The following is a 23279-nucleotide window of genomic DNA, read 5'->3' as shown; positions in this document are numbered from 1 at the left end:
CTTCCCTCTCAGCCCAGCAGGACGTCGTCGTCGCCCAGCCGCTTCAGCTCGCGGTAGAGGATGGCGAGGCCGGTCACGATGGCGGCGGCGGACACGGCCGCGTCGAGCAGACGCAGCGTGTCGCTCTCCTTCCGGGCCTTCCTGGCCTGCTTGACGACGCTCACCGCGCCGAACGCGGTGGTGGCCATCGACAGGTACGTACCGGACTTGGACTTCTTGAAGCCCTTGGCCTTGGACAGTGCCTTGGTCACAGCGACGGAGCCTCCTCGAGCAGCGGGTGGCCCCACTTTTCCACGAAGGCGGCCTCGACGGCCGCGCCGACCTTGTAGAGCCGGTCGTCCTTCATCACGGGGGCGATGATCTGGAGCCCGACCGGGAGGTTGTCCTCCGGCGCGAGACCGCAGGGCAGCGACATGGCCGCGTTGCCCGCCAGGTTGGTCGGGATGGTGCACAGGTCGGCGAGGTACATCGCCATCGGGTCGTCGGCGCGCTCGCCGATCGCGAAGGCGGTGGTCGGGGTCGTCGGGGAGACGATGACGTCGACCTGCTCGAACGCCGCGTCGAAGTCCTGCTTGATCAGCGTGCGGACCTTCTGGGCGCTGCCGTAGTAGGCGTCGTAGTAGCCGGAGCTCAGCGCGTAGGTGCCGAGCATGATGCGGCGCTTGACCTCCGGGCCGAAGCCCTCCTCGCGGGTGAGCGAGGTGACGTCCTCGGCCGAGCGCGAGCCGTCGTCGCCGACCCGCAGGCCGTAGCGCAGGCCGTCGAAGCGGGCGAGGTTGGAGGAGCACTCGGACGGGGCGATCAGGTAGTACGCCGAGAGGGCCAGGTCGAAGGACGGGCAGTCCAGCTCGACGATCTCGGCGCCCAGCTCCTCGAGCAGCGCGACGGACTCGTCGAACCGCTGGATGACGCCGGCCTGGTAGCCCTCGCCGCGGAACTGCTTGACGACGCCGACGCGCATCCCCGCGACGCTGCCGTTGCGGGCGGCCTCGACGACCGGCGGGACCGGGGCGTCGATCGAGGTGGAGTCCAGCGGGTCGTGCCCGGCGATCACCTCGTGCAGCAGCGCCGCGTCCAGGACCGTACGGGCGCAGGGGCCGCCCTGGTCGAGGGAGGAGGAGAAGGCGACCATGCCGTAGCGGGAGACCGCGCCGTAGGTCGGCTTCACGCCGACCGTGCCGGTGACGGCGGCCGGCTGGCGGATGGAGCCGCCGGTGTCGGTGCCGATGGCGAGCGGGGCCTGGAAGGAGGCGAGGGCGGCGCTCGACCCGCCGCCGGAGCCGCCGGGGATGCGGGTGAGGTCCCACGGGTTGCCGGTCGGGCCGAAGGCGCTGTTCTCCGTCGACGAACCCATGGCGAACTCGTCCATGTTCGTCTTGCCGAGGATCACGACGTCGGCGGCCTTCAGCCGCTGGGTGAGCGTCGCGTCGAACGGCGGGATCCAGCCCTCGAGGATCTTGGAGCCGACGGTGGTCGGCACGCCCTCGGTGGTGAAGATGTCCTTCAGCGCGAGCGGGACGCCGGCCAGCGGGCCGAGCTTCTCGCCGCGCGCCCGCTTCTCGTCGACGGCGCGGGCCTGCGCGAGGGCGCCCTCGCGGTCGACGTGCAGGAAGGCGTGGACCTTCTCGTCCACGGCCTCGATCCGGGCGAGGTGGGCCTCGGCGACCTCGACGGCCGTGAGCTCGCCGGAGGCGATCTTCTCGGCGGTCTCGGCGGCCGTGAGCTTGATGATGGTGCTGTCCGTCATGGCTGGTTACTCCTCCCCCAGGATCTGCGGCACCTTGAAACGCTGCTGCTCCTGGGCCGGGGCGCTGGAGAGCGCCTGCTCGGGGGTGAGCGACGGACGGACCTCGTCGCTGCGCATGACGTTCGTCAGCGGCAGCGGGTGGGAGGTCGGCGGTACGTCTCGGTCGGCGACCTCGCTGACGCGGGCCACCGCGCCGATGATGTCGTCCAGCTGGCCGGCGAAGTGGTCGAGCTCTTCGGGCTTCAGCTCCAGACGCGCCAGCCGGGCGAGGTGGGCGACCTCCTCGCGCGTGATGCCAGGCATGCAGCGATCCTCTGGGGTGAGTGTGTGTGGTTGGGGCCAATCCTATGGGGCGGGGCGCCATGGTCGTTAAACGGTTTCGCGGCCGGGGCCTCGTGCCCCCCTGGCCGCGCCGTCCCGTCCCCGTGCTCAGCGGCGGCGCCCGTCCCAGGCCTCGCTGTGCAGGAAGTGGTTGTCGTAGAGCTCCTGCACCTCCAGCAGGCTCTCCGGGGTGACCTCGCCGAGGTGGATGCGCTGGAGGTGGCGGAAGTACGCGAACCGCTCGACGCCCGGTGTGATGACGACGAGGAGGTCGGCGTCGGAGCCGGGCACGGCGGCGAAGGCGTGCGGCCGGCCCGGCGGGACGACCACGAGGTCGCCGCGCCCGGCGGTGACGACGTCGTCGCCGGAGAGGAGCTCGGCGGCGCCGTGGAGGACGAAGAACATCTCGGCCGAGTTGTTGTGCAGGTGCGGGCGGGCGCCGTCGGCGCCGTCGGTGAGGGTGACCCGGACGGTGGACAGGGCACCCCCGGTCGCGCTGCTGTCGGCCAGCAGCTTCACCGTGGTGGGCGCCCTGCCGACGACCTCGGCCCCGGCGTCGCGGACGATCACGGACTCGTCGAACTTCGGTACGAACAGCGACATGGAGCAACCCCCTGGTGACGGTTGGGACGCCGGCCGGGCCGGGAGAACCCGGTCAGGCCGCGAAGAGCGGTCCGGCACTGATCAGCCCAACGACCGCCGTGGCGAAATGGATCCCGGAGGCGCCCGCTCTCGTCCCGCCGTGGCGCGGGACCGTCACGGGCCCCCTCAGGACCGGCGGGCGGGTGGCCGGTTCACTCGTCGGACGCCGCCGCGGGCAGCGCCGCCGCGGGCCGCTGCCATCCCAGGGATCCCCGGGCCCGCAGCCACGCGGTGGTCTCCTCGGGCGGCATCGCGGCGGCGACCAGCCACCCCTGGACGGCGTCGCACCCGAGGTCGCGCAGCCGCTCCCAGGTCTCGTCGTCCTCGACGCCCTCGGCCACGACGAGCAGCCCGAGGGAGTGCGCGAGGTCGATGGTGCAGCGCACGATCTCGGCGTCCTCCGTGTCCACCGCCAGCCGGGCCACGAAGGAACGGTCGATCTTCAGCTCGCTCACCGGCAGCCGGCGCAGGTGCACCAGCGAGGAGTAGCCGGTGCCGAAGTCGTCCAGCGACATCTTCACGCCGTGCCCGGTCAGCCCGGCCAGCGTGTCCGCGGCGCGCTGCGGGTCCTCCAGCAGCACATGCTCGGTGATCTCCAGTTGGAGCGCTCCCGCCGGAACGCCGTGCCGGGCCAGCCGCGCCGCGACCGAGCCCGCGAAGCCGGGGGTGTGCACGTCGCGCGGGGAGACGTTGACCGCCACCGGTACGAAGAGCCCCTGGGCGCGCCACGCGGCGACCTGGCCGAGGGCGGTCTCCAGCACGTACTCCGTCAGATGGGGCATCAGCCCCGAGGACTCGGCGATCGCGATGAACTCGTCCGGCGGCACCTTGCCGCGCTCGGGGTGGACCCAGCGCACCAGCGCCTCCAGCCCGGCGACCTGTCCGTCGAAGCGGACCTTGGGCTGGTAGTGCAGCTCGACCTCGTGGGCGTCGAGGGCGCGGCGCAGGTCGCCGAGCAGCCCGAGCCGGTCCGGGGTGTTGGAGTCCCGCTTGGACTCGTACACCTCCACCCCGGTGCGGTCCCGCTTGGCCTGATACATCGCCACGTCGGCGCGGCGCAGCAGGCCCTCGGCGTCCAGGGCGTGGTCGGGGAAGACGGCGACCCCCGCGCTGGCCTCCAGGACGAGGGTGAGCCCGTCGAGGTCGAGCGGGGAGCCGAGGGCGCCGACCAGGCCGCGGGCGACCCGGGTTGCGGACGTCGTGGAGTCGGCCACGGGCAGTAAGACGGCGAACTCGTCGCCGCCGAGCCGCGCGGCCTCCGCCCCGCGCGGCAGCGCCAGCCGCAGCCGGTCGGCTATCTGGAGCAGCAGCCGGTCACCGGCGAGATGGCCGAGCGTGTCGTTGACCGATCGGAAGCGGTCCATGTCGATCAGCATCAGGGCGGCCCGGGCGCCGACGCGTTCGGCGTCGTCGAGGGCGGTCCAGGTGCGCTCCAGCAGCCACTGCCGGTTGGGCAGTCCGGTCAGCGGGTCGCGCAACTGCTCCTCGGCGCGGGCGCGGGCGATCCACAGTGTGGAGTCGAGGGCGATGAGCGGGATGGAGAACAGCGGCAGCAGTACGGGCTTGGCGACGGCGACCACGCAGACCAGCGGGGCGATGCCGAGCAGCGCGACGGCGACCAGGCCCTGCCGGACCAGTGCGGTGCGGGCGACGGTGGGCAGCCCGCCGGCCTGCGGTGCGTGCAGGTACCACAGCAGGATGCGGGAGACCGCGAGGTAGGCGACGGCGGCCAGCACCACCTGGGGCGCGGTGTACGCGGTCCAGGTGCCCGGGTCCCAGGGCCGCTCGACCGTCGGCACGCTGCCGAAGGCGCCCAGCAGCAGGGCGCCGGCGCCGATCCCGAGGATGTCCACCGCGCCGTGCAGCGCGCCCTGGCGCCAGCGGTGGCGCCTGGCTATGCCGACCAGGACGACGACGGTGAGGCTGACCATGCCGGCGGACACCCAGCCGTAGAGCAGCAGGACGGCGAGGGTGAGGGCGGCGCCGGAACCGGTGCCGCCCCACCAGCGGGCCCGGCCGAGCATCACGAGGTGGCCGACGATGATGCCGGTGAGGACGGCCAGCGACCAGCCGACCCCGCCGGACGGGAAGAGCGCGTGGTGGCCGGCGAAGGCCCGGTAGAAACCGGCGCCGAGCACGAGGGCGGCCGCCGCGACGGCCGCGGCGGGCAACGCGGGCCGGTACGGGTGCGGTTCGGAGTCGTCGTCCGGGAGCGCGGAGGCGCGGTCGGCGGCCGGTTGCGCGACGGGGCCGATCTCCGTCACGACGCACGGACCGGCGGCACGCCCCTCCGCGCCCGCGCGCTCCGGCGACCGCCCCGTCCACCCCCGCCATGCGCCGGTGATCCGGCGCAGTCGTGAGTCCGGGGCGGCGCTCTCGGTCGGTTCCATTCCCGTCCCTCTCACAGCCGGCGGTGCCCACGCCACGCGGCCCGCTGCCCGACGACCCTCAACGGCACCGCTCTGGAAAACCCTTCCACGTACTCCCTCGCGAGCACGGGGACGCCCTGACCGCAACTGGGCACGGCAGGCGCGCCCCTCAACAGTAGGCCGCAGAAGGCTTCCACGGGCAGCGGTCGTCGACGGTTGCCCGAATGCGCCCCAACCACCCGTATGCATCTGATATGCGCAGAACGGGTGGCCTTCAACCCCCTACTCGCCGGTCGGGAGGGCGACTTCGGCCGCCGCGTCGGGCCCCTGTTCCAACAGGACGCCGAAACCGTCCTCGTTCAGAACCGGCACCTTCAGCTGCATCGCCTTGTCGTACTTCGACCCCGGGTTGTCACCCACCACAACGAAAGAGGTCTTCTTCGACACCGAACCGGTCACTTTCGCCCCGCGACTCTGCAGCGCCTCCTTGGCGCCGTCGCGCGTGAACTTCTCGAGCGTGCCGGTGACCACGACGGTCAGCCCCTCCAGCGGGCGCGGCCCCTCCTCCTCGCCGGTGCTCTCCTCCTCCGTACGCACGCCCGCGTCCCGCCACTTGCGCAGGATCTCCTGGTGCCACTCCTCGGCGAACCACTCCTTGAGCGAGGCGGCGATGATGGGGCCGACGCCCTCGGTGTTCGCCAGCTCCTCCTCAGTGGCCTGTTCGATGCGCTCGATGGACCGGAACTCGCGGGCCAGCGCCTCGGCCGCGACCGGCCCGACGTGACGGATCGACAGTCCGGTGAGGATGCGGGCGAGCGGGCGCCGCTTGGCCGCCGCGATGTTCTCCAGCATGGCAAGCGCGTTCTTCTTCGGCTCGCCCTGCTGGTTGGCGAAGACCGTGACGACCTTCTCCTCGCCGGTCTTCGGGTCGCGCTTGGGCAGACCGCTGTCCTGGTCGAGGACGTACGCCTTGATGGGCAGCAACCGCTCGACGGTCAGGTCGAACAGGTCGCCCTCGTCCGTCAGCGGTGGCCGCTCCGGCTCCAGCGGCCTGGTCAGCGCGGCCGCGGCCACATAGCCGAAGTGCTCGATGTCCAGCGCCTTGCGGCCCGCCAGGTAGAAGAGCCGCTCGCGCAACTGGGCCGGGCAGGTGCGGGCGTTCGGGCAGCGCAGGTCGACGTCGCCCTCCTTCATCGGCCGCAGCGGGGTGCCGCACTCCGGGCACTCGGAGGGCATCACGAACTCGCGCTCGGTGCCGTCGCGCAGGTCCACGACGGGGCCGAGGATCTCCGGGATGACGTCACCGGCCTTGCGCAGCACGACCGTGTCGCCGATGAGCACGCCCTTGGCCTTGACCACGTCCTGGTTGTGCAGGGTGGCGAACTCGACCTCCGAGCCGGCCACCGTGACCGGTTCGACCTGCGCGTACGGCGTGACCCGGCCGGTACGGCCCACGCCCACCCGGATGTTGACGAGCTTGGTGTTGACCTCCTCCGGCGCGTACTTGTACGCGATCGCCCAGCGCGGGGCGCGGGAGGTGGAGCCGAGGCGGCCCTGGAGCGGGATCTCGTCGAGCTTGACGACCACGCCGTCGATCTCGTGCTCCACCGAGTGCCGGTTCTCGCCGTAGTACGCGATGAACTCGCGGACGCCGTCGAGCCCGTCGACCACCTTGTTGTGCCGGGAGGTGGGCAGGCCCCAGGACTTCAGCAGCTCGTAGGCCTCGGAGAGGCGGGTGAGGCCCTCGTAGCCCTCCAGGGCGCCGATGCCGTGGACGACCATGTGCAGCGGCAGCGTCGCCGTGACCTTCGGGTCCTTCTGCCGCAGCGAACCGGAGGCGGAGTTGCGGGGGTTGGCGTACGGCTTCTCCCCCGCCGCGACCCGGCGGGCGTTGAGGTCCTGGAAGGCCTCCATCGGGAAGTAGACCTCGCCGCGGATCTCCACCAGGGACGGCACGCGGTCGCCGTCCAGCCGGTGCGGGATCTCCGCGATCGTCAGGACGTTGGGGGTGATGTCCTCGCCGACGCGGCCGTCGCCGCGGGTGGCCGCCCGGGTGAGCCGGCCGTCCTCGTAGGTCAGGTTGACCGCGAGGCCGTCGACCTTGAGCTCGCACAGGAAGTGGTGGTCCGTGGTGCCGACGTCCTTGGCGACACGCTCGGCCCAGGCGGCGAGCCCGGCGTCGTCGAAGACGTTGTCCAGGGAGAGCATCCGCTGCCGGTGCTCCACCTCGGCGAGGTCCGTCGCGTACGCCACCGCGACCTTCTGGGTCGGCGAGTCGGGCGTGCGCAGCTCCGGGTACTCCTCCTCCAGCGCCTCCAGGGAGCGCAGGAGCTGGTCGAACTCGGCGTCGCTGATGACGGGAGCGTCCTTCACGTAGTACCGGAAGCGGTGCTCCTCGACCTGCTCCGCGAGCTGCGCGTGCTTCTCCCGTGCCTCGGCGGGCACCGTCGTCTCCGCTTGCTTGTCGCCGGCCACCGTGTGGTCCTCCCGTTACTCTGGGTTGTCCGCGAGGGATCTCGCCGCCCGGACGCAGTGGGCGAGCGCCCGGCGCGCGTACGCGGGGGAAGCGCCCGCGAGGCCGCACGCCGGGGTGACCGTGACCGTCTCCGGGAGAAGCCCCGGTCGCAGCCCCAGCCTGCGCCACAGCGTCCTGACACCCATGACGCTACCGGCAGGGTCTGACAACGGGCCGTCCGTGCCCGGGACGACACCGGCGAGGAGCCGGGTGCCCCCTTCCACGGCCTCCCCGATCGCCTCGTCGTCACGCTCGGTGAGGAGCGAGAAGTCGAAGGAGATCCCCGCCGCGCCCGCCCGGCGCAGCAGGGCGAACGGGACGTCCGGTGCGCACGAGTGGACCACGACCGGCCCCTGCGTGTGCACCCCCAGGACGTCGCGGAGCGTGGCCTCGACGACCTGCCGGTCGACGGCGCGGTGGGTGCGGTAGCCGCTGGCGGTCCTGACCCGGCCGCGCAGGACGGCGGTGAGGGAGGGCTCGTCGAGCTGGAGGACGATCTCGGCGCCGGGCACGCGCCGCCGGACGTCCGCGAGGTGCAGGCGCAGTCCCTCGGCGAGCGAGGCGGCGAGGTCCCGGCAGGCGCCGGGGTCGGAGAGCGCGGCCTCGCCGTTCCTGAGTTCGAGGGCGGCGGCCAGCGTCCAGGGGCCGACGGCCTGCACCTTCAGCGGTCCCTCGTGGCCCTGGGTGAACTCCTCCAGCGCGTCGAGGTCCTCCCGCAGCCAGGACCGGGCCCGCTGGGTGTCGCGGCCCGGCCGGTCCCCGATCCGCCAGCCGCTGGGCTCCACGCGCGCGTACAGCTCGACGAGCATCCCCGCGGTGCGTCCGACCATGTCGGCGCCGGGTCCGCGCCCGGGCAGCTCGGGCAGGAACGGGAAGTCCTCGAAGGTCCCGGTCACGGTCTTGGCGGCTTCCCGGGCGTCCCCACCGGGCAGGGACCCCACCCCGGTGGCGGCACCGAACCTGAACTGGCTGTTTTCGCTCACCCGGGAAGCCTACGGAATCCGCCGCGGCCGGCGGCACCGGCCGGGGTGGTCAGCGGCCCGGCCGCACCGTCAGGTCGTTCACCTCGGCGTCCCGCGGCAGGTCCACGGCCATCAGGATCGTCGTCGCGACCGACTCGGGGTCGATCCACTGCCCGGCGTCGTACTCCTTGCCCTCCTGCTGGTGGACCTTGGCCTGCATGGGGCTGGCCGTGCGGCCGGGGTAGACCGAGGTGACGCGGACGCCGTTGCCGTGCTCCTCCTGGCGCAGGGAGTCGGCCAGGGCCTTCAGGCCGTGCTTGGAGGCGGCGTACGCGGCCCAGTTCGCGTGCGCGCTCAGGCCGGCGCCCGAGTTGACGAACACCACGTGGCCGCGGGAGGCGCGCAGCTGGGGCAGGAGGTGACGGGTCAGCTCCGCCGGGGCGACGAGGTTGACGTCGAGCTGGTGGTGCCAGGTCTTCGGGGTCAGCTCGCCCACCGGGCCGAGGTCGACCACGCCCGCGATGTGCAGCAGGGTGTCCACCCGGTCCGGGAGGCTCTGGTGGGAGAAGGCCCAGCTGAGCCGGTCCGGGTCCGCGAGGTCGCCGACCAGCGTGCGGGCGCCGGGGAACTCGGCCGCCAGTTCCTTCGCCCGTCCCGCGTCGCGCGCGTGCAGCACGAGTTCGTCCCCGCGCGCGTGCAGGCGGCGGGCCACGGCCGCGCCGATGCCGGAACCGGCTCCGGTGATCACATGAGTTGCCATGCCCGCCATGGTCGCATCAGCGGCTCAGCGGCCGTCGGCCCCCGGGGCGCCGGCCGCCGACGCCTCCAGGTAGGCCATCGCGCTCGCGGGCTCCTGCGCGAAGTGCACGAGCTCGGCGAGCGGCCGCGGCAGGAACCCCTCCTCCTCCATGCGGCGGAACTGCTCCTGGAGCCCGTCGTAGAAGCCGGCGGTGTTCAGCAGCACCACCGGCTTCTCGGTCCGGCCGTGCTTCTTCAGCTCCAGGATCTCGGTGGCCTCGTCGAGGGTGCCGGTGCCGCCCACCATGATCACCACGGCGTCGGCCCTCGCCAGGAGCAGCCTCTTGCGCTCGGCGAGGTCCCGCGCGATCACCATGTCGTCCACCCCGGGCCGGGCCTTGGCCGACAGGAAGTCGACCGAGACACCGACCAACCGGCCGCCCGCCTCGTGCACGCCGTCCGCGACCACCTTCATCAGCCCGCTGTCGGAACCGCCCCAGACCAGGGTGTGGCCGCCCTTTCCGATCAGCCGGGCGAAGTCCCGCGCGGGGCGCGTGTAGCGGTCGTCGAGGTCGGCGGCGGAGAGGAAGACGCAGATGTTCATGGGGCCCACGGTACGCGGGCGTAGGACGTGCGCCCGCGCGGGAAGAAGTCCGCGCCCGCCGGCGCTGTCCCGGTATGACCCATGGACACACGATCACCATCGAGCCGAGCGGCGGGCATGTGCGCGTGGTGCACGACGGCCTGGTCCTCGCGGAGAGCGACCGGGCCCTGGTGCTGCGCGAGACCGGCTGTCCCCCGCGCTACTACCTGCCGCCGCAGGACGTGCGCCTGGACCTGCTGACCCCGTCCGACTCGCACACCTACTGCCCCTTCAAGGGCACGGCGTCCTACTGGTCGCTGCCGGACGCGGCGGACCTGGTGTGGGCGTACCCCGACCCGAAGCCGGACGTCGCCGAGATCAAGGACCACCTCTGCTTCTACGACGTGGAGGTGGCGTGACCCGGCGGCGACCCGGGCGACGCCCTTGACCGACCTGCGCCCGGCGCCTCCCCGATGAGTCCGGTGCGGCGTGGCAGTCTTCACAGACATGGACAACAAGACCATCTCGCGTGACGGCACCCTCCTCGCCCACCACCGCACCGGCCAGGGCCCGGTGGTCGTCCTCGTCAGCGGCGCGATGTCGACGGGCGCCACGCTGGCGCCGCTGGCGGCGGCCCTCTCCGACCGCTTCGCCGCCGTCGTCTACGACCGCCGGGGCCGCGGCGGGAGCGGCGACACGGCGCCGTACGCGGTGGAGCGCGAGGTCGAGGACCTCGCGGCGCTGATCGAGGCGGTGGGCGGCGAGGCGGCGCTGTACGGCATCTCCTCGGGCGGGGCGCTGGCCCTGCGCGCGGCGGCGAGCGGGCTGCCGGTGCGTCAGGTGGCCGTGTACGAGCCGCCGTTCGCGGTGTACGAGGGTGGCGCGGAGGAGCGCGCGGCGTACACCCGGGACCTGACCGCGGCACTGGCGGAGGACCGGCGCGGGGACGCGGTCGAGCTGTTCCTGCGGCTGACCGGGCTGGCCCCGGAGGTGATCGCCAACGCCCGCCAGGCTCCCATGTGGGCCGGCATGGAGTCGATCGCGCCGACCCTGGCCTACGACGACGCGGTGATGGGCGACGGCCTGGTGCCGCGGGACCTGCTGGCGTCGATCAGGGTGCCGGTGCTGGCCGTCGCGGGCGGGGCGAGCGCGGGGTGGATGCGCGTGGCGGCCCAGCAGGTCGCCCAGCTCGCGCCCCGGGGCACGTACCGCACGCTGGAGGGCCAGAGCCATGCCGTGGAGGCGGAGGTGCTGGCGCCGGTGCTGGCGGAGTTCTTCGCGGCGGGGGCGGCTTCGTAGGCGCACGGCGAGGCCCGCGCGCCGCTCGGTCCGGGCGCGCGCGTGCCGTACCCGACCGAGAAGGGTCCGGCGGCGGTTCGGGGAGGGGCCGGGCCGGTGTGCCCGGCCGGCCCCCTCCCCCGGCGCGCGCCGACGGCGTGTGGGGCACCGTCGCCGTACGCGCTCTCTGGGGTCGCGGTGGGTCAGGTCACCGCGATCCCGGGCCTCGCAGCAGCCTTCGCCCGCCGAGCGCGCCGCCCAGGGCGAGCGCGGCACCGGCGACGCCGGCCAGGACGCCGGTGTCCGGGCCGGACTCCCGGTCCGCCGCCGCGGTCGCCGCGGCCGCGGACTCCCGGCCGAAGCCCCCCGCGTAGCCCTCGCGGTCGTACGCCGACCCGGCCAGCCGGGAACCGTACGCCGAGCGGACGTGGCGCCGGTAACCGTCCACAGTGGCGCCGTCGGCGCCGATCGCCGCTCGCGCCTCCGGGTTGAGCGGCAGCAGTCGCTCGCCGCGCAGCAGGTACCAGGCGTTGATCTGCGGTTCGCGGAACACCGTGCCGCGGCCGTGCGCCTCGGCCGGGTACGCGGTCTCGTCGGCGCCGCTGGCGATGTTCACCACCTGCCAGCCGTGCGCGGTGCGGACGGTCCAGACGGAGGCCCGCCGGCCGTCCGCCGAGACCGCCTCGGTGGCGACGAACGCCGGCTTGGCGACCGGTGCGCCCGCGCGCCCCGCGACGAAGTCGGCGTTCAGCGTGTAGACGGTGGTGCCGGCGCCGGTGAGACGCGGCGGGGCGGCCTCGGCGGCGCCGGCGGCGAGGCCCGGCGCGTGGGCGAAGAAGCGGCCGAGCACGGCGAGCATGGTGTCGCTGCCGGCCACGGCGCGGGCGGCGGCGAGCTGGCCGGCGCTGTAGGCAGGGGGGACGGCGGGGGCGGCGGGGGCGGCCGCGCTCGTGCTCGCGCCGGACAGGAGGAGCACGGCGGCGGCCAGGGTTCCGGCGGCGGCCGGGCGGATCAGGGTGCGGATCTGCTTCACCGCGCTCACGCTAGCCGTAAGTCGCCCAGTTGTAGCGGTAGTCGTCGGGCCACGGGTCGCCCCAGTACACCCAGCCGCTGGAGGCGTCGTAGCCGTACAGCACCTCCATGTGGCCGCCGCCCGAGCTCCACTGGATGCGGGTCTGCACCGGGCGGTCGGCGTCGATCTCGCTCTGTACCCCGCCGTAGCTCAGCCGGCCCTGGATGTAGCTGCCCGGGTTGAGACCCATCCGGTCGTACGCCGTCCGGTCGTCGGCGAGGGTGGCCTGGCTGTTGGGGCAGGAGGTGTTCAGGCTGTAGCCGAAGGCCGCGTCGCAGAAGGAGTTCTGGCTGTAGTCGTGGCCGAACCAGGAGGCGATGGTGGCGCCGCTGGCCGCCCAGCACCAGTTGCTCTCCTGCTGGGCCTGCATGCTGATGTTCAGTTGCCTGGCGCCGGTGGCGGTGGTCGCGGCCGTCGCGGTGGTCGCGGTGGTGAGCGACAGGGCGGTGGCGAGCAGGCAGCTCGCGAGGACGGCACGACGTCTGCCGCGGGACCGGGGCGGGTGGGGAACGGTGGAAGACATGGGGCGGTCCTCCCTGGTGAAGGGTGGGTCGGAAGGAGCGCGTCCGGACGCTTGCGGACGAGCATCGAGCAGCGACGGTGCGTGGTCAACGTCCGCGATCCGGGGGCCGGCACCGATGTGAACAAGTGGCGTCCATACGTGAACACCTCCACCGGTACCGCTGGTAACCTCGCCCCCCGCCGGGTCCGCCGCGGCCCGGGAAGTGAACATTCACGTCGCGCCGGGGCGCGGCGGTGCGAAGGGGAACTCCTGTGCCGGAAGCACCGGAAGCAGCGGAAGTACCGGAAGCACCCGAAACACCGGAAGCGCCGGGAGAGCAGGGCGACGGACTCGGCACCCGCCGCACCCGGCCGCCCGGTGCGGCGCTCCCCGTCGCCCGGGCCCGGGACGCCCGTCCGGCCCCGGCCGGCCCCCGGGCCGAGGCCGAGGCACGGCTCGCCGAGGCACTGCGCACCGGACCGTTCCACGTGGCCCTGCAGACCGCTCTCACCGCGCGCGGGCCGGCGCTGCACCGGGTGCGGCACCGGCTGGCACAGCGCGGCATCAATGTGGGCGTGACGAGCCTGAGTTACTGGCAGCGCGGCATCCGCCGGCCGGACCGGCCCGCGTCGCTGCGCGCGGTGACGGCGCTGGAGGAACTGCTGGAGCTGCCGGAACACGCCCTGACGCGGTTGCTCGGACCGCGTGCGGCGGCCGACCAGCCGACGGCCCGGACGCTGCGGACGCTGGCCGGCCCGGACTCGGCGCCGGAGCGGCTGCTCACCGAGCTGGACGTGCCGCGGGACGGCGGGCTGCACACCGTGCTGCACCACGAGCGGGTGGAGATCGACGGGCACCGGCGGCTCGCCGTCCGCGAGTCCCAGCACGTGGTGCGGGCGCACCGGGACGGTGTGGACCGCTACGTGGCGATCCACTGCGGCGAAGCCGACGCGGACACCGAACGGGTGCGGGTGGTGGGCCTGGAGAACTGCCGGGTCGGGCGGGTGCGGCGGGCGCAGGAGGCCGCGGTGGTGGTCGCGGAGCTGCTGTTCGACGCGCGGCTGACGGCGGGGGCGACGGCGGTGCTGCGGTACCGCTTCGAGGACGGCACGGGCGAGCCGAGCCGCGAGTACTTCCGCGGCTTCACGCACGGGGGCGGAAGTTATGTGCTGCAGGTCGCCTTCGACCGGGCGGCGCTGCCGGTGCGGTGCCGGCGGTTCGGGCGGCCCTCGTTGCAGGCACCGCGGGAGTTCGTCGCCGACCTGACGCTGAACGCGTACGGCACGGTCCACGTCCTGGAGCCGGAGACCCGGCCCGGGCATGTGGGGGTGATGTGGGACTGGGACTAGAGGAGTCGCCGCCGGAGGGCTGTGACGCGAGCCCCCGTCCCGGGGGTCACACCGCCGTGGCCGTGTCCTCGGCCGGGTCCTGCGCACGGAGCGTCGAGGCGATCGTCGCCGAGCCGACCACGCGGGTGCCGTCGTACAGGACGATCGCCTGGCCGGGGGCGACGCCGCGCACCGGCTCGGTGAAACGCACCCGCAGCTCGCCGTCGACGAGTTCGGCGCGGACCTCGCTCTCGCCGCCGTGCGCGCGCAGCTGGGCGGTGTAGGTGCCGGGCCCGGCCGGGGCGGCGCCGCACCAGCGGGGCCGGATCGCGGTGAGGCCGGTGACGTCCAGGGCGGAGGCCGGGCCGACCGTGACCGTGTTGGTCACCGGGGAGATGTCCAGGACGTAGCGCGGCTTGCCGTCGGGGGCCGGGGTGCCGATCCGCAGGCCCTTGCGCTGGCCGATGGTGAAACCGTACGCGCCCTCGTGGGTGCCCACCTTGGCGCCGGACTCGTCGACGATGTCGCCCTCGCTCCGGCCCAGCCGCTGGGCCAGGAAGCCCTGGGTGTCGCCGTCGGCGATGAAGCAGATGTCGTGCGAGTCGGGCTTCTTGGCCACCGCGAGGCCGCGGCGTTCGGCCTCCGCGCGGACCTCGTCCTTGGTGGTGAGGGTGTCCCCGAGCGGGAACATCGCGTGGGCGAGCTGCCGGTCGTCGAGCACGCCGAGGACGTAGGACTGGTCCTTGGCCATGTCGGAGGCGCGGTGCAGTTCGCGGGTGCCGTCCTCGTGGAGGATCACCTTCGCGTAGTGGCCGGTGCAGACCGCGTCGAAGCCGAGCGCCAGCGCCTTGTCCAGCAGCGCGGCGAACTTGATCTTCTCGTTGCAGCGCAGGCACGGGTTGGGGGTGCGGCCGGCCTCGTACTCGGCGACGAAGTCCTCGACGACGTCCTCGCGGAAGCGGTCGGCGAGGTCCCAGACGTAGAAGGGGATGCCGATGACGTCCGCGGCCCGGCGGGCGTCGCGCGAGTCCTCGATGGTGCAGCAGCCCCGCGCGCCCGTGCGGAAGGACTGCGGGTTCGCGGAGAGCGCGAGGTGGACGCCGGTCACGTCGTGGCCGGCTTCCGCGGCGCGCGCGGCGGCGACGGCGGAGTCGACGCCGCCCGACATGGCGGCGAGGACGCGGAGGGGGCGCTGCGGGGTCTCAGTCATAACCCTTCCAGGGTACGGGGCCACGGGAACCGGGGGCGCCGGACATCCGTTGACGAGCACATGGGGGCGACGAGGGACGCGGACGGCGAGGGCTCGGAGCGGCGGCTGGGACGCCGGGCCCTGCTCGTCGGCGGCGCGGCGGCGGCCGTGGGCGGGATCGCGCTGGGGCGCGAGGAGCTGTCCCGGCTGTGGTGGCGGCTGCCGGGCGTGGAGAAGCCGCGGGTCGCGGGCGCGGTCGACTTCCGGGGCGCGCGGTGGGTGGCCGCCTCCCCCGCGAACTACCGGCGGGCCGACCGTCCGGCGGACTACCCGGTCGACCGGGTCGTCGTGCATGTGACCCAGGGCGGCTACGCGAGCGCGGTGAAGGTCTTCCAGGATCCGGAGCACGCGGCCGCGGCCCACTACATCGTCCGCCGGGACGGGCGCGTCACGCAGCTGGTCCGCGAGCTGGACGTGGCCTTCCACGCGGGCGACCGGGGGTACAACGAGCGGAGCGTGGGCATCGAGCACGAGGGTTTCGTCGAGGACGCCGGGTCCTTCACGGACGCGATGTACGCCGCCTCGGCGCGGCTGACGGCCCGGATCTGCGCGCGGTACGGCATACCCGTCGACCGGGAGCACATCGTCGGGCACGTGGAGGTGCCGGGCACCGATCACACGGATCCGGGTCCGCACTGGGACTGGGGCCGGTATCTGCGCCTGGTGGGCGACCAGGGAAGAAAATCATGAATATTGTGCCTGCACCCGTTGCGCCCGGTATGGAGAGTTCTATCCTGAAGATAGACCTACGGGACGAGTGAGGGAGTTCGAGCGGAGTAGCCGACTTCGGCGCGAGGCTTCGGTCTCCGCCGGTGCCGACATCGACGGTCGGGCTGAGAGGCCGGAAGATCGAGAGATCGGAAGGCGACCCCCATTACCTGATCCGGACAATACCGGCGAAGGGAACCCGCCTCGTAGGTCGCTTATTTGTGCCCGGGGTCCCGCTGTTCCGTGCCGGGCCCCCACACTCCGCGCCAGAGGTCGCCTCACAGAGGCGCCCCCGGACCCCCGCCCAGCTCAGGCGCCTAGCTCAGGCCCGCCGCGCGGGCCCGCTCCACCGCCGGGCCGATGGCCTTGGCGACCGCTTCGACGTCCGCCTGCGTGGAGGTGTGGCCGAGCGAGAAGCGCAGGGTGCCGCGGGCGAGGTCCGGGTCGGTGCCGGTGGCGAGCAGCACGTGACTGGGCTGGGCGACGCCCGCGGTGCAGGCGGAGCCGGTGGAGCACTCGATGCCCTGGGCGTCCAGCAGGAGCAGCAGGGAGTCGCCCTCGCAGCCGGGGAAGGTGAAGTGGGCGTTGGCCGGCAGGCGGTCCACCGGGTCCCCGCCCAGGATCGCGTCCGGCACCGCCGTGCGGACCGCGGTGATCAGGGCGTCCCGCAGCGCGCCGATCTCCCGGGCGAACCACTCGCGCCGCTCGGCGGCGAGCCGGCCGGCCACCGCGAAGGAGGCGATCGCGGGGACGTCGAGGGTGCCGGAGCGGACGTGCCGCTCCTGCCCGCCACCGTGCAGCACGGGTACCGGCGTGTGCTCGCGGCCGAGGAGCAGGGCTCCGATGCCGTACGGACCGCCGACCTTGTGGCCGGAGACGGTCATCGCGGCGAGGCCCGAGGCGGCGAAGCCGACCGGCACCTGGCCGAAGGCCTGGACCGCGTCGGAGTGCAGGGGGACGTCGAACTCCGCCGCCGCATCGGCCAGTTCGCGCATCGGCAGCACCGTGCCGATCTCGTTGTTCGCCCACATGACGGTGGCGAGGGCGACGTCGCCGGGGTCACGCGCGATCGCCTCGCGCAGGGCGTCGGGGTGGACGCGGCCGTAGGAGTCGACCGGGAGGTACTCGACGGTGGCGCCCTCGTGCTCGCCGAGCCAGTGCACGGCGTCGAGCACCGCGTGGTGCTCGACGGGGCTGGCCAGGACGCGGGTGCGGCGCGGGTCGGCGGCGCGGCGGGACCAGTACAGCCCCTTGACGGCGAGGTTGTCGGCCTCGGTGCCGCCGGAGGTGAAGACGACCTCGCTGGGGCGGGCGCCGAGGGCCTCGGCGAGGGCCTCGCGGGACTCCTCGACCGTGCGGCGGGCCCTGCGGCCGGACGCGTGGAGGGAGGAGGCGTTGCCGGTGACGCCCAGCGCGGCGGTCAGTGCCTCTGCCGCCTCCGGGAGCATGGGGGTGGTCGCGGCGTGGTCGAGGTATGCCATGGTGACGCCGATTCTACGGGGCGCGTTCGGGCGGCCCCGGCTCAAGGCCGGCCGGCGCCTCGGTCGGGCCCGTCCCCGTCGCCCTCGGGGGCGGGGCCGCGGGTCGCCGGGGGCGGCGGGATTCGGCTCAGAAGCTCCACGACACCGTGCTGTCCGCCTGCACGAAGGCGAGCAGCACGAGGAGGTCGGCGACGCCCAGGCCGAGGCCGAGGCAGGCGCGGCCGCGGCGGGCCGTGCCGCGCCACAGGGCCACGGCGGCCAGGGCGATGGCGATGGGGCCGAGGAAGAGGTTGAGGACGAGCAGGCCGAGCAGGCCGAGGACGAAGGACGCGACGGCCATGCCGTCGGCGTCGCGCCTGCCGGTCGGGCGGGTGGCCGGTGCGGTGAGGTGCATGACGGGTCAGCTCCCTGTGGGCGTTGGGACGTTGAGGTCGCTCGGGCCGGGCCGCCGCCCGGACGGGGCGGCGTCCGGTCGCGGGTCAGCGGGCCGACGTGCCGCGGCGGCGGCCGAGGCGCTCGCGGAGCGCGAAGACGCCGAGCCAGACGGCGATCACGACGGCGGCGACGACGGTGAAGTCGAGCGGCGCGTGGGCGACGGTGCCCAGCACGACGCCGAACAGCAGCAGTGCGGCGACGAGGAACAGCATGGGATCGGATCCCCCTCCAACATGCTTCGGGGGGCCTTCGTACGGCCGCCCGCGAAGTCTCGGTGAACGGATGTAGTTACAGTTGTTCACTGACTTCTGAGTCTAGCGCGCCCGGGGCTTTGAAATTTCAGAGAACAGTTGTTAACTGTATGGTATGAGTCACACTCTCGGCGTCCGGCAGGCCCAGAAGCAGAAGACCCGACAGGCCCTCCTGGACGCGGCGTTGGGGCTGCTGGAGGAGCAGAGCCTGAGCAGCCTGGGCCTGCGCGAGGTCACGCGCGCCGTCGGCGTCGCGCCGACGGCCTTCTACCGGCACTTCCGCTCCACGGAGGACCTCGGCGTGGCGCTGGTCGAAGAGGCGCTGGGCAGCCTGCACCCGATGATCCGGACGACGGTGGCCACGGCCGACGACAGCGAGGAACGCATCACGCGCGCCATCGAGCTGATCGCCCGTCACGTGGACGCGTTCCCCGCCCATGTCCGGTTCGTCGCCCGCGAGCGGCACGGCGGGGTGCAGCCGGTCCGGGAGGCCATCCGCGAGCAACTGCTGCGGTTCGCGCGGGAGGTGAAGGCGGAACTCGCCAAGGACCCGCAGTCGGAGGGGTGGAGCGACGACGACCTGTTGATGCTCGCCCATCTGTACGTCGACCAGATGCTGATCACCGCCTCGCTCTTCCTGGAGGCGCTGGACTCCCCGGCGGAGGACCGGGAGCACGTGACCCGGCTCGCCACCCGCCAGTTGCGGCTGATCAGCGTCGGGCGCCGTCACTGGCTCGACCGGGAGTGACGCCGCCCCGGGCGGGCGGCGGGGGGGCGGGCCGGGGGCCGGGGCGAGGCCCCTGACCGCCCGGACCGCAGCCGGGACCGCTCAGCCCAGCCGGACGCGGGCGAGCTGGCGGGACTGGGCGACCAGGCGGCCGGCGCTGTCCCAGACCTCGGCGTCCTCCTCCAGGAAGCCGCCGGCGAGGTTGCTGGTGGTGATGGAGACGCGCAGGGGACCCGGCGCCGGGCGGCAGCGGACGTGCACGGTCAGCTCGACCGTCGGGACCCAGCCGGTCAGGCCGATCTCGAACGCGGTCGGGGGCAGCGCATCCACCGCCAGCAGCAGGGAGAGCGGATCGGCGTCCCGTCCGTCGGCGAGCCCGAACCACGCCCGCATCTCGCCCTTGCCGGAGGGCGCGCCGAGCGCCCAGCCGAGGGTGGCCGGATCCAGCTTGAGCATGAGGCGGTCGGCGATGGCCGAACTGCCGGACACCGGGGCGGGACCGTCCTCGGGCCCGAAGCACTGCTCCATCGGCGGCATCGCGGGCGGGGCCGCCGTGGTGCGGACGTCCTCGGGCAGCGTGTCCAGGTCGCCGTAGGAAGCCAGGACGCGGATGCGCTCCACCTCGCGCCCGTCCTCGTCGTACTGGAAGAGGGAGGCCTGGCCGGTGGAGAGGGTGCGGCCGGTGCGGACGACGTCGGTGCGGACGACGGCCGGCCCCGGCTGGGACGCGGTCAGGTAGTGCGCCGAGACGGTGAAGGGGTCCGGGTGCGGGAGGGCGTCCGCGAGCGCCCGGCCGAGCACGGCCAGCAGATAGCCGCCGTTGACGGCGTTGATGATCGTCCAGCCGGCGGAGAGGTCGATGTCGTAGACGCCGGGGGCGCGCCGGACGAGCGCGGTGTCGCGGTCGAACTCGCTGTCGCCGATCGTGGCCCGCGCGGCCGGGACGGAAGCTGCTTCTGGCATGCGTGAACCGTACAACAGGTAACTACTAAGCGGTAGCTTTTCCGCTCCCGATCCCCCGGACGGCGCCGGCTCCCGGGTGAGGGTCCGGCAATTTCTCGGTAAGTGTCCGTACACGCCCGTAACCCGAGCCCCCCGCACACCCTCTATGGGGACATGAGCCTCACCGGGACCGCGTTCCTGTACACCACCGTCGTGCTGGCGGCCGTCGCCCTCCTCCTGCCGCTCGCCCTGTGGTCGCGGCTGCCGGGACCGCGGGCGCTGCGCGCCGCCGCCCGGGTGCTGATGCTGCTGTTCGCCCAGGCCACGGCCGTCACCCTGGTCTTCGTCCTGGTCAACAACGCCAACAACCTGTACGACAACTGGGCCGACCTGCTCGGCACGGGCAACCACGTGCAGCAGGCCGCCGACCTGGGCGCCGACGGCACGGGCGGCATCGCCTACCGGAAGCTGCCGAAGGTGCGGCAGGAGTTCGTCCCCGCCGAGGGTCCGGGGATGCGCGCGGCCGGCGGGGTCCGGGTCACCCAGCTCAAGGGCCGGGTGTCCGGGGTGGGCGCCGAGGTCTACGTCTGGCTTCCGCCGCAGTACGACGACCCCGCGTACCGCACCAGGAAGTTCCCCGTGGTCGAACTGCTGTCCGGCTACCCGGGCTCGGCGAAGGCCTGGTTCGGCTCCCTCAAGGTGCACGAGCAGCTGCTGCCGCTGATGCGCAGCGGGCGGGTCGCGCCGTTCATCCTGGTGGCCCCGCGCACCAACCTGATCGCCAAGGTGGACACGGGCTGCGCCAACATCCCGGGCACCGTGAACGCGGACAGCTGGCTGAGCATCGACGTACCGAAGATGATCACGGACAACTTCCGTGCCGAGCCCGGGCCGGGCGGCTGGGCGACCGCGGGCTACTCGGCCGGGGCGCACTGCGCGGTCAAGCTCGCCGTCGCACACCCCGACCGCTACCGGGCCGCGGTGAGCCTGTCCGGCTACAACGACCCGATCGGCGAACGCGCCTCGCTGGCCGCCCAGAACGTGCAGCTGCGGCGGGCGAACAACCCGTACTTCCTGCTGCGCGGCTACCGCAGGCCGCCGCGCGTCGCCCTCTACCTCTCGGGCGAGTCCGGCGACGGGTACCAGGCGGGCGTGGCCCTGGAGCAGATCGCCAAGCCGCCGACGACCGTGCGCGTGGTCTTCCTGCCGCGCAGCGCGGGCGGCCACAGCATGGCGCTGTGGCGCCCGCAGGTGCCGACGGTGTTCCGGTGGCTGACCGCGGAGCTCGCGCCCCGGCCCGGCGGGCACCCCGGGACGGTCATTCCTCCCGGACCGTCGACCGGCGGTTCCACGCCCGCGGAGCTCGCCAGTGGAACTTCATCGCGAGCAGGCGCAGGACGAAGGCGGTGACCACCGCGAGCCCGCTGGTGAACGGGCTGAGCGTGTCGTAGTGGATGCAGAGCACCACCATGGTGGCGCCGACGATCGCCGGGACCGCGTACAGGTCGCGGTCCCAGCGCAGCAGCGACGGCACCTCGTTGGCGAGCACGTCCCGCAGCACACCGCCGCCCACCGCGGTGGCCAGGCCCAGGGTCGCCGAGGCGGTGAGGTTCAGGCCGTAGGCGTACGCCTTGGTGGTGCCGGCGACACAGAACAGCCCGAGGCCGGCCGCGTCGAAGACGTTGACCGCCACCTGGATGCGCTCCACGTGCGGATGCAGGAAGAACACCAGCAGCGCGGCGAACAGCGGGGTGATGAAGTACCCGAGGTCGGTGAAGGCGGCCGGCGGCACGGCGCCGATGACCAGGTCGCGGAACAGCCCTCCGCCCAGCGCGGTGACCTCGGCGAGCACGGCGATGCCGAAGACGTCGAAGTTCTTGCGGACGGCCAGCAGCGCGCCGGAGATGGCGAACACGAAGATGCCGATCACGTCGAGCGTGTGCTGGACGGAGGGACTGAACAGTTGCTGTAGCACCCCCACATTCTTACTCAGAATCGGGGGCAGACCTTGCTATGCAAGGTTCAGAGGGCGGGTTTCCCTGTGGTGAAGAGCCACTTCTGGAACAGATCGTCGAGCTGCCGCCCGGAGACGCGCTCGGCGAGCCGGATGAAGTCGGCCGTGTTCGCGTTGCCGTAGCGGTGCAGTTTCGTCCAGGCGGGCAGCAGCCGGAAGAAGGCCGGGTCGCCGATCCGCTCGCGCAGCATCTGCAGGGTCATCGCGCCGCGCTGGTAGACGGCCGAGGCGAACATCGTGTCCCGCTGCGGGTCGGCCACCTCGATCTGCCAGAAGGGGCTGTCGGCCGGGCGGGAGTCGTAGGCGGCGCGGAAGGAGTCGTGCGCCGAGCGGGTGCCCCGGTGCTCGGCCCACAGCCACTGGGCATAGGTGGCGAAGCCCTCGTTGAGCCAGATGTCCTTCCAGCGCTCCACCGACACCGAGTCGCCGAACCACTGGTGGGCCAGCTCGTGCACGATGGTCGACTCGTTGCGCACGGCCGAGTAGGCGGGCTTGCTCTGCACCTCCAGCGAGAATCCGGCCTCCGGCATGTCGTCGACGATCGCGCCGGTCTCCTCGAACGGGTACGGCCCGAACACCCGCGACCAGTAGTCGGTGGCGGCGGCGGTGACGGCGTACACGTCGACGGCGTTGCCGTTCTCCAGCTTCGGGTCGATGGCGACGTAGATCGGGATGCCGGAGGGGGTCCTCCCGGTCCGTACGTCGAACTTCCCGATGGTGGCGGTCGCGAGATAGGTCGCCATGGGCCTGCTCTCGCGCCAGTGGGTGTACGTCGAGCCGCCCTTGTCGTACGTCGAGACGAGCCGGCCGTTGGAGACGCCGGTCAGACCCCGGGGCGCCTTGATCCGGATGTCGTAGGCGGCCTTGTCGGCGGGGTGGTCGCTGGAGGGGAACCAAGTGGAGGCGGCGTTGGGCTCGCAGGCGACGAAGACGCCGTCGTCGGTCTTCATCCAGCCGTAGTCGGAGCCGAAGACGATGGGGCCGTTCAGGGGCTCGGGGATGCCGCCGTAGGTGACGGTGACCGTGAAGGTCCGGTTCCTCGCCAGGGCGCGGCGCGGGGTGACGCGCAGTTCGTCGCCGTCGCGGGTGAAGGAGGCCCGTCTGCCGTTCACCTCGACCCGGGTGACCTCCAGCCGCTGCAGGTCCAGGTCGAAGGAGGACAGGTTCCGGGTGGCCCGGGCGGTGAGGGTCGTACGGCCGTCGAGGCGGCCGGTGCCCGGGTCGTAGGCGAGGTCCAGGGCGTAGTGGCGGGCGTCGTAGCCGCCGTTGCCCAGGCGCGGGAAGTAGGAGTCGCCGATGCCGTCGGCGCCGGGGGTGGGGGGCTCGGCGGCGGCGACGAGGAGGGAGGAGGCCACCGCGGTGGCGAGGGCCGTTAAGCGTGCCGAACGGGAGAGTGCCATGAGTCGTCCCTTCGG

General features: G+C 73.2%; 24 protein-coding genes and 1 riboswitch. Of the genes, 6 read left to right on the top strand and 18 right to left on the bottom strand.

All coding sequences use genetic code 11. The features are described 5' to 3' along the window. Positions 1–8: 8 nt before the first annotated feature. The 9 genes from ACIPM1_RS28510 to ACIPM1_RS28470 form a co-directional block, all read right to left on the bottom strand. Complete coding sequence (locus tag ACIPM1_RS28510; protein WP_356187873.1) at positions 9–251, bottom strand: hypothetical protein; 243 nt, start codon at positions 249–251, stop codon at positions 9–11. Next, positions 248–1747, bottom strand: coding sequence for an Asp-tRNA(Asn)/Glu-tRNA(Gln) amidotransferase subunit GatA (gatA, locus tag ACIPM1_RS28505; RefSeq protein ID WP_356187871.1), 1500 nt, complete (start codon positions 1745–1747; stop codon positions 248–250). The genes ACIPM1_RS28510 and gatA overlap by 4 nt, the downstream gene beginning before the upstream one ends. Before the next feature lie 6 nt (positions 1748–1753). Continuing rightward, positions 1754–2050, bottom strand: coding sequence for an Asp-tRNA(Asn)/Glu-tRNA(Gln) amidotransferase subunit GatC (gene gatC, locus ACIPM1_RS28500; RefSeq protein ID WP_402439389.1), 297 nt, complete (start codon positions 2048–2050; stop codon positions 1754–1756). Between the two features lie 126 nt (positions 2051–2176). Then, positions 2177–2671, bottom strand: a complete 495-nt coding sequence (locus ACIPM1_RS28495) for a cupin domain-containing protein (RefSeq protein ID WP_402439387.1) — start codon at positions 2669–2671, stop codon at positions 2177–2179. A 191-nt stretch (positions 2672–2862) separates the two neighbouring features. After that, positions 2863–5100, bottom strand: coding sequence for a putative bifunctional diguanylate cyclase/phosphodiesterase (locus ACIPM1_RS28490; protein ID WP_402439385.1), 2238 nt, complete (start codon positions 5098–5100; stop codon positions 2863–2865). A gap of 261 nt (positions 5101–5361) precedes the next feature. Continuing rightward, complete coding sequence (ligA, locus tag ACIPM1_RS28485) at positions 5362–7554, bottom strand: NAD-dependent DNA ligase LigA (RefSeq protein ID WP_402439383.1); 2193 nt, start codon at positions 7552–7554, stop codon at positions 5362–5364. 15 nt (positions 7555–7569) lie between these two features. Next, positions 7570–8577, bottom strand: a complete 1008-nt coding sequence (locus ACIPM1_RS28480) for a methionine synthase (RefSeq protein ID WP_402439382.1) — start codon at positions 8575–8577, stop codon at positions 7570–7572. A 49-nt stretch (positions 8578–8626) separates the two neighbouring features. Beyond that, positions 8627–9325 carry an SDR family oxidoreductase gene (locus ACIPM1_RS28475; RefSeq protein WP_356187859.1) on the bottom strand — a complete coding sequence of 233 codons (699 nt, stop codon included), beginning with the start codon at positions 9323–9325 and terminating at the stop codon, positions 8627–8629. A 15-nt stretch (positions 9326–9340) separates the two neighbouring features. After that, positions 9341–9898 carry a TIGR00730 family Rossman fold protein gene (locus ACIPM1_RS28470; RefSeq protein ID WP_402439380.1) on the bottom strand — a complete coding sequence of 186 codons (558 nt, stop codon included), beginning with the start codon at positions 9896–9898 and terminating at the stop codon, positions 9341–9343. Between the two features lie 74 nt (positions 9899–9972). Here ACIPM1_RS28470 and ACIPM1_RS28465 point away from each other — a divergent pair, with 74 nt between their 5' ends. Both ACIPM1_RS28465 and ACIPM1_RS28460 read left to right on the top strand, forming a co-directional pair. Beyond that, complete coding sequence (locus ACIPM1_RS28465; RefSeq protein WP_402439378.1) at positions 9973–10296, top strand: DUF427 domain-containing protein; 324 nt, start codon at positions 9973–9975, stop codon at positions 10294–10296. Positions 10297–10384: 88 nt separating this feature from the next. Beyond that, entirely contained in the window at positions 10385–11176 is a 792-nt protein-coding gene (locus ACIPM1_RS28460) for an alpha/beta fold hydrolase (RefSeq protein ID WP_402439456.1), read from the top strand. Positions 11177–11363: 187 nt separating this feature from the next. Here the strand turns inward: ACIPM1_RS28460 and ACIPM1_RS28455 are convergent, their stop codons facing one another. After that, positions 11364–12188, bottom strand: coding sequence for a hypothetical protein (locus ACIPM1_RS28455; protein WP_402439376.1), 825 nt, complete (start codon positions 12186–12188; stop codon positions 11364–11366). A gap of 10 nt (positions 12189–12198) precedes the next feature. After that, positions 12199–12750, bottom strand: a complete 552-nt coding sequence (locus tag ACIPM1_RS28450; protein ID WP_402439374.1) for a papain-like cysteine protease family protein — start codon at positions 12748–12750, stop codon at positions 12199–12201. 446 nt (positions 12751–13196) lie between these two features. Here ACIPM1_RS28450 and ACIPM1_RS28445 point away from each other — a divergent pair, with 446 nt between their 5' ends. Further along, positions 13197–14078: a hypothetical protein gene (locus ACIPM1_RS28445; RefSeq protein WP_402439454.1), complete on the top strand. Its 882-nt coding sequence runs from the start codon at positions 13197–13199 to the stop codon at positions 14076–14078. 46 nt (positions 14079–14124) lie between these two features. Here the strand turns inward: ACIPM1_RS28445 and mnmA are convergent, their stop codons facing one another. Next, positions 14125–15267, bottom strand: coding sequence for a tRNA 2-thiouridine(34) synthase MnmA (gene mnmA / locus ACIPM1_RS28440; RefSeq protein WP_402439372.1), 1143 nt, complete (start codon positions 15265–15267; stop codon positions 14125–14127). Between the two features lie 60 nt (positions 15268–15327). On the opposite strand from mnmA, the gene ACIPM1_RS28435 reads away from it, so the two are divergent. Then, positions 15328–15996 carry an N-acetylmuramoyl-L-alanine amidase gene (locus ACIPM1_RS28435; RefSeq protein WP_402439370.1) on the top strand — a complete coding sequence of 223 codons (669 nt, stop codon included), beginning with the start codon at positions 15328–15330 and terminating at the stop codon, positions 15994–15996. Positions 15997–16055: 59 nt separating this feature from the next. Next, positions 16056–16228, top strand: a riboswitch (TPP riboswitch). 103 nt (positions 16229–16331) lie between these two features. On the opposite strand, the gene ACIPM1_RS28430 is transcribed toward ACIPM1_RS28435, so the two are convergent. The 3 genes from ACIPM1_RS28430 to ACIPM1_RS28420 form a co-directional block, all read right to left on the bottom strand. Then, the gene (locus tag ACIPM1_RS28430) at positions 16332–17495 is read right to left on the bottom strand and encodes a cysteine desulfurase family protein (protein WP_402439368.1); all 1164 of its coding nucleotides are present in this window, start codon (positions 17493–17495) and stop codon (positions 16332–16334) included. 127 nt (positions 17496–17622) lie between these two features. Continuing rightward, on the bottom strand, positions 17623–17889 hold the full coding sequence (locus ACIPM1_RS28425) for a DUF4190 domain-containing protein (protein ID WP_392194459.1): 267 nt from the start codon (positions 17887–17889) through the stop codon (positions 17623–17625). An 85-nt stretch (positions 17890–17974) separates the two neighbouring features. Further along, positions 17975–18142 (bottom strand): hypothetical protein, encoded by a 168-nt coding sequence (locus ACIPM1_RS28420; protein WP_402439365.1) that lies wholly within the window; start codon positions 18140–18142, stop codon positions 17975–17977. Positions 18143–18296: 154 nt separating this feature from the next. Here ACIPM1_RS28420 and ACIPM1_RS28415 point away from each other — a divergent pair, with 154 nt between their 5' ends. Next, positions 18297–18929 carry a TetR family transcriptional regulator gene (locus ACIPM1_RS28415; RefSeq protein WP_356187843.1) on the top strand — a complete coding sequence of 211 codons (633 nt, stop codon included), beginning with the start codon at positions 18297–18299 and terminating at the stop codon, positions 18927–18929. An 81-nt stretch (positions 18930–19010) separates the two neighbouring features. Here the strand turns inward: ACIPM1_RS28415 and ACIPM1_RS28410 are convergent, their stop codons facing one another. Then, the gene (locus ACIPM1_RS28410; RefSeq protein ID WP_402439363.1) at positions 19011–19871 is read right to left on the bottom strand and encodes a thioesterase family protein; all 861 of its coding nucleotides are present in this window, start codon (positions 19869–19871) and stop codon (positions 19011–19013) included. Between the two features lie 153 nt (positions 19872–20024). On the opposite strand from ACIPM1_RS28410, the gene ACIPM1_RS28405 reads away from it, so the two are divergent. Next, positions 20025–21260: an alpha/beta hydrolase gene (locus tag ACIPM1_RS28405; protein WP_402439361.1), complete on the top strand. Its 1236-nt coding sequence runs from the start codon at positions 20025–20027 to the stop codon at positions 21258–21260. Here ACIPM1_RS28405 and ACIPM1_RS28400 read toward each other — a convergent pair. Both ACIPM1_RS28400 and ACIPM1_RS28395 read right to left on the bottom strand, forming a co-directional pair. Next, the gene (locus ACIPM1_RS28400) at positions 21169–21825 is read right to left on the bottom strand and encodes a trimeric intracellular cation channel family protein (RefSeq protein WP_402439359.1); all 657 of its coding nucleotides are present in this window, start codon (positions 21823–21825) and stop codon (positions 21169–21171) included. The genes ACIPM1_RS28405 and ACIPM1_RS28400 overlap by 92 nt on opposite strands. 47 nt (positions 21826–21872) lie before the next feature. Beyond that, positions 21873–23264, bottom strand: a complete 1392-nt coding sequence (locus ACIPM1_RS28395; RefSeq protein ID WP_356187835.1) for a M1 family metallopeptidase — start codon at positions 23262–23264, stop codon at positions 21873–21875. Positions 23265–23279: the final 15 nt, after the last annotated feature.

The sequence above is a fragment of the Streptomyces sp. NPDC086766 genome, from assembly GCF_044746005.1.
Classification (GTDB): domain Bacteria; phylum Actinomycetota; class Actinomycetes; order Streptomycetales; family Streptomycetaceae; genus Streptomyces.
Note: the sequence above shows the minus strand (reverse complement) of the source record. Positions and strands in the feature narration are given on the sequence as shown.

Excerpts from the sequence above, each read along its gene's own strand:
- gatA (WP_356187871.1), bottom strand. The coding sequence starts at position 1,747 with ATGACGGACAGCACCATCATCAAGCTCACGGCCGCCGAGACCGCCGAG.
- gatC (WP_402439389.1), bottom strand. The coding sequence starts at position 2,050 with ATGCCTGGCATCACGCGCGAGGAGGTCGCCCACCTCGCCCGGCTGGCG.
- ACIPM1_RS28495 (WP_402439387.1), bottom strand. The coding sequence starts at position 2,671 with ATGTCGCTGTTCGTACCGAAGTTCGACGAGTCCGTGATCGTCCGCGAC.
- ACIPM1_RS28490 (WP_402439385.1), bottom strand. The coding sequence starts at position 5,100 with ATGGAACCGACCGAGAGCGCCGCCCCGGACTCACGACTGCGCCGGATC.
- ACIPM1_RS28475 (WP_356187859.1), bottom strand. The coding sequence starts at position 9,325 with ATGGCGGGCATGGCAACTCATGTGATCACCGGAGCCGGTTCCGGCATC.
- ACIPM1_RS28470 (WP_402439380.1), bottom strand. The coding sequence starts at position 9,898 with ATGAACATCTGCGTCTTCCTCTCCGCCGCCGACCTCGACGACCGCTAC.
- ACIPM1_RS28465 (WP_402439378.1), top strand. The coding sequence starts at position 9,973 with ATGACCCATGGACACACGATCACCATCGAGCCGAGCGGCGGGCATGTG.
- ACIPM1_RS28460 (WP_402439456.1), top strand. The coding sequence starts at position 10,385 with ATGGACAACAAGACCATCTCGCGTGACGGCACCCTCCTCGCCCACCAC.
- ACIPM1_RS28450 (WP_402439374.1), bottom strand. The coding sequence starts at position 12,750 with ATGTCTTCCACCGTTCCCCACCCGCCCCGGTCCCGCGGCAGACGTCGT.
- mnmA (WP_402439372.1), bottom strand. The coding sequence starts at position 15,267 with ATGACTGAGACCCCGCAGCGCCCCCTCCGCGTCCTCGCCGCCATGTCG.
- ACIPM1_RS28435 (WP_402439370.1), top strand. The coding sequence starts at position 15,328 with ATGGGGGCGACGAGGGACGCGGACGGCGAGGGCTCGGAGCGGCGGCTG.
- ACIPM1_RS28430 (WP_402439368.1), bottom strand. The coding sequence starts at position 17,495 with ATGGCATACCTCGACCACGCCGCGACCACCCCCATGCTCCCGGAGGCG.
- ACIPM1_RS28425 (WP_392194459.1), bottom strand. The coding sequence starts at position 17,889 with ATGCACCTCACCGCACCGGCCACCCGCCCGACCGGCAGGCGCGACGCC.
- ACIPM1_RS28420 (WP_402439365.1), bottom strand. The coding sequence starts at position 18,142 with ATGCTGTTCCTCGTCGCCGCACTGCTGCTGTTCGGCGTCGTGCTGGGC.
- ACIPM1_RS28415 (WP_356187843.1), top strand. The coding sequence starts at position 18,297 with ATGAGTCACACTCTCGGCGTCCGGCAGGCCCAGAAGCAGAAGACCCGA.
- ACIPM1_RS28410 (WP_402439363.1), bottom strand. The coding sequence starts at position 19,871 with ATGCCAGAAGCAGCTTCCGTCCCGGCCGCGCGGGCCACGATCGGCGAC.
- ACIPM1_RS28405 (WP_402439361.1), top strand. The coding sequence starts at position 20,025 with ATGAGCCTCACCGGGACCGCGTTCCTGTACACCACCGTCGTGCTGGCG.
- ACIPM1_RS28395 (WP_356187835.1), bottom strand. The coding sequence starts at position 23,264 with ATGGCACTCTCCCGTTCGGCACGCTTAACGGCCCTCGCCACCGCGGTG.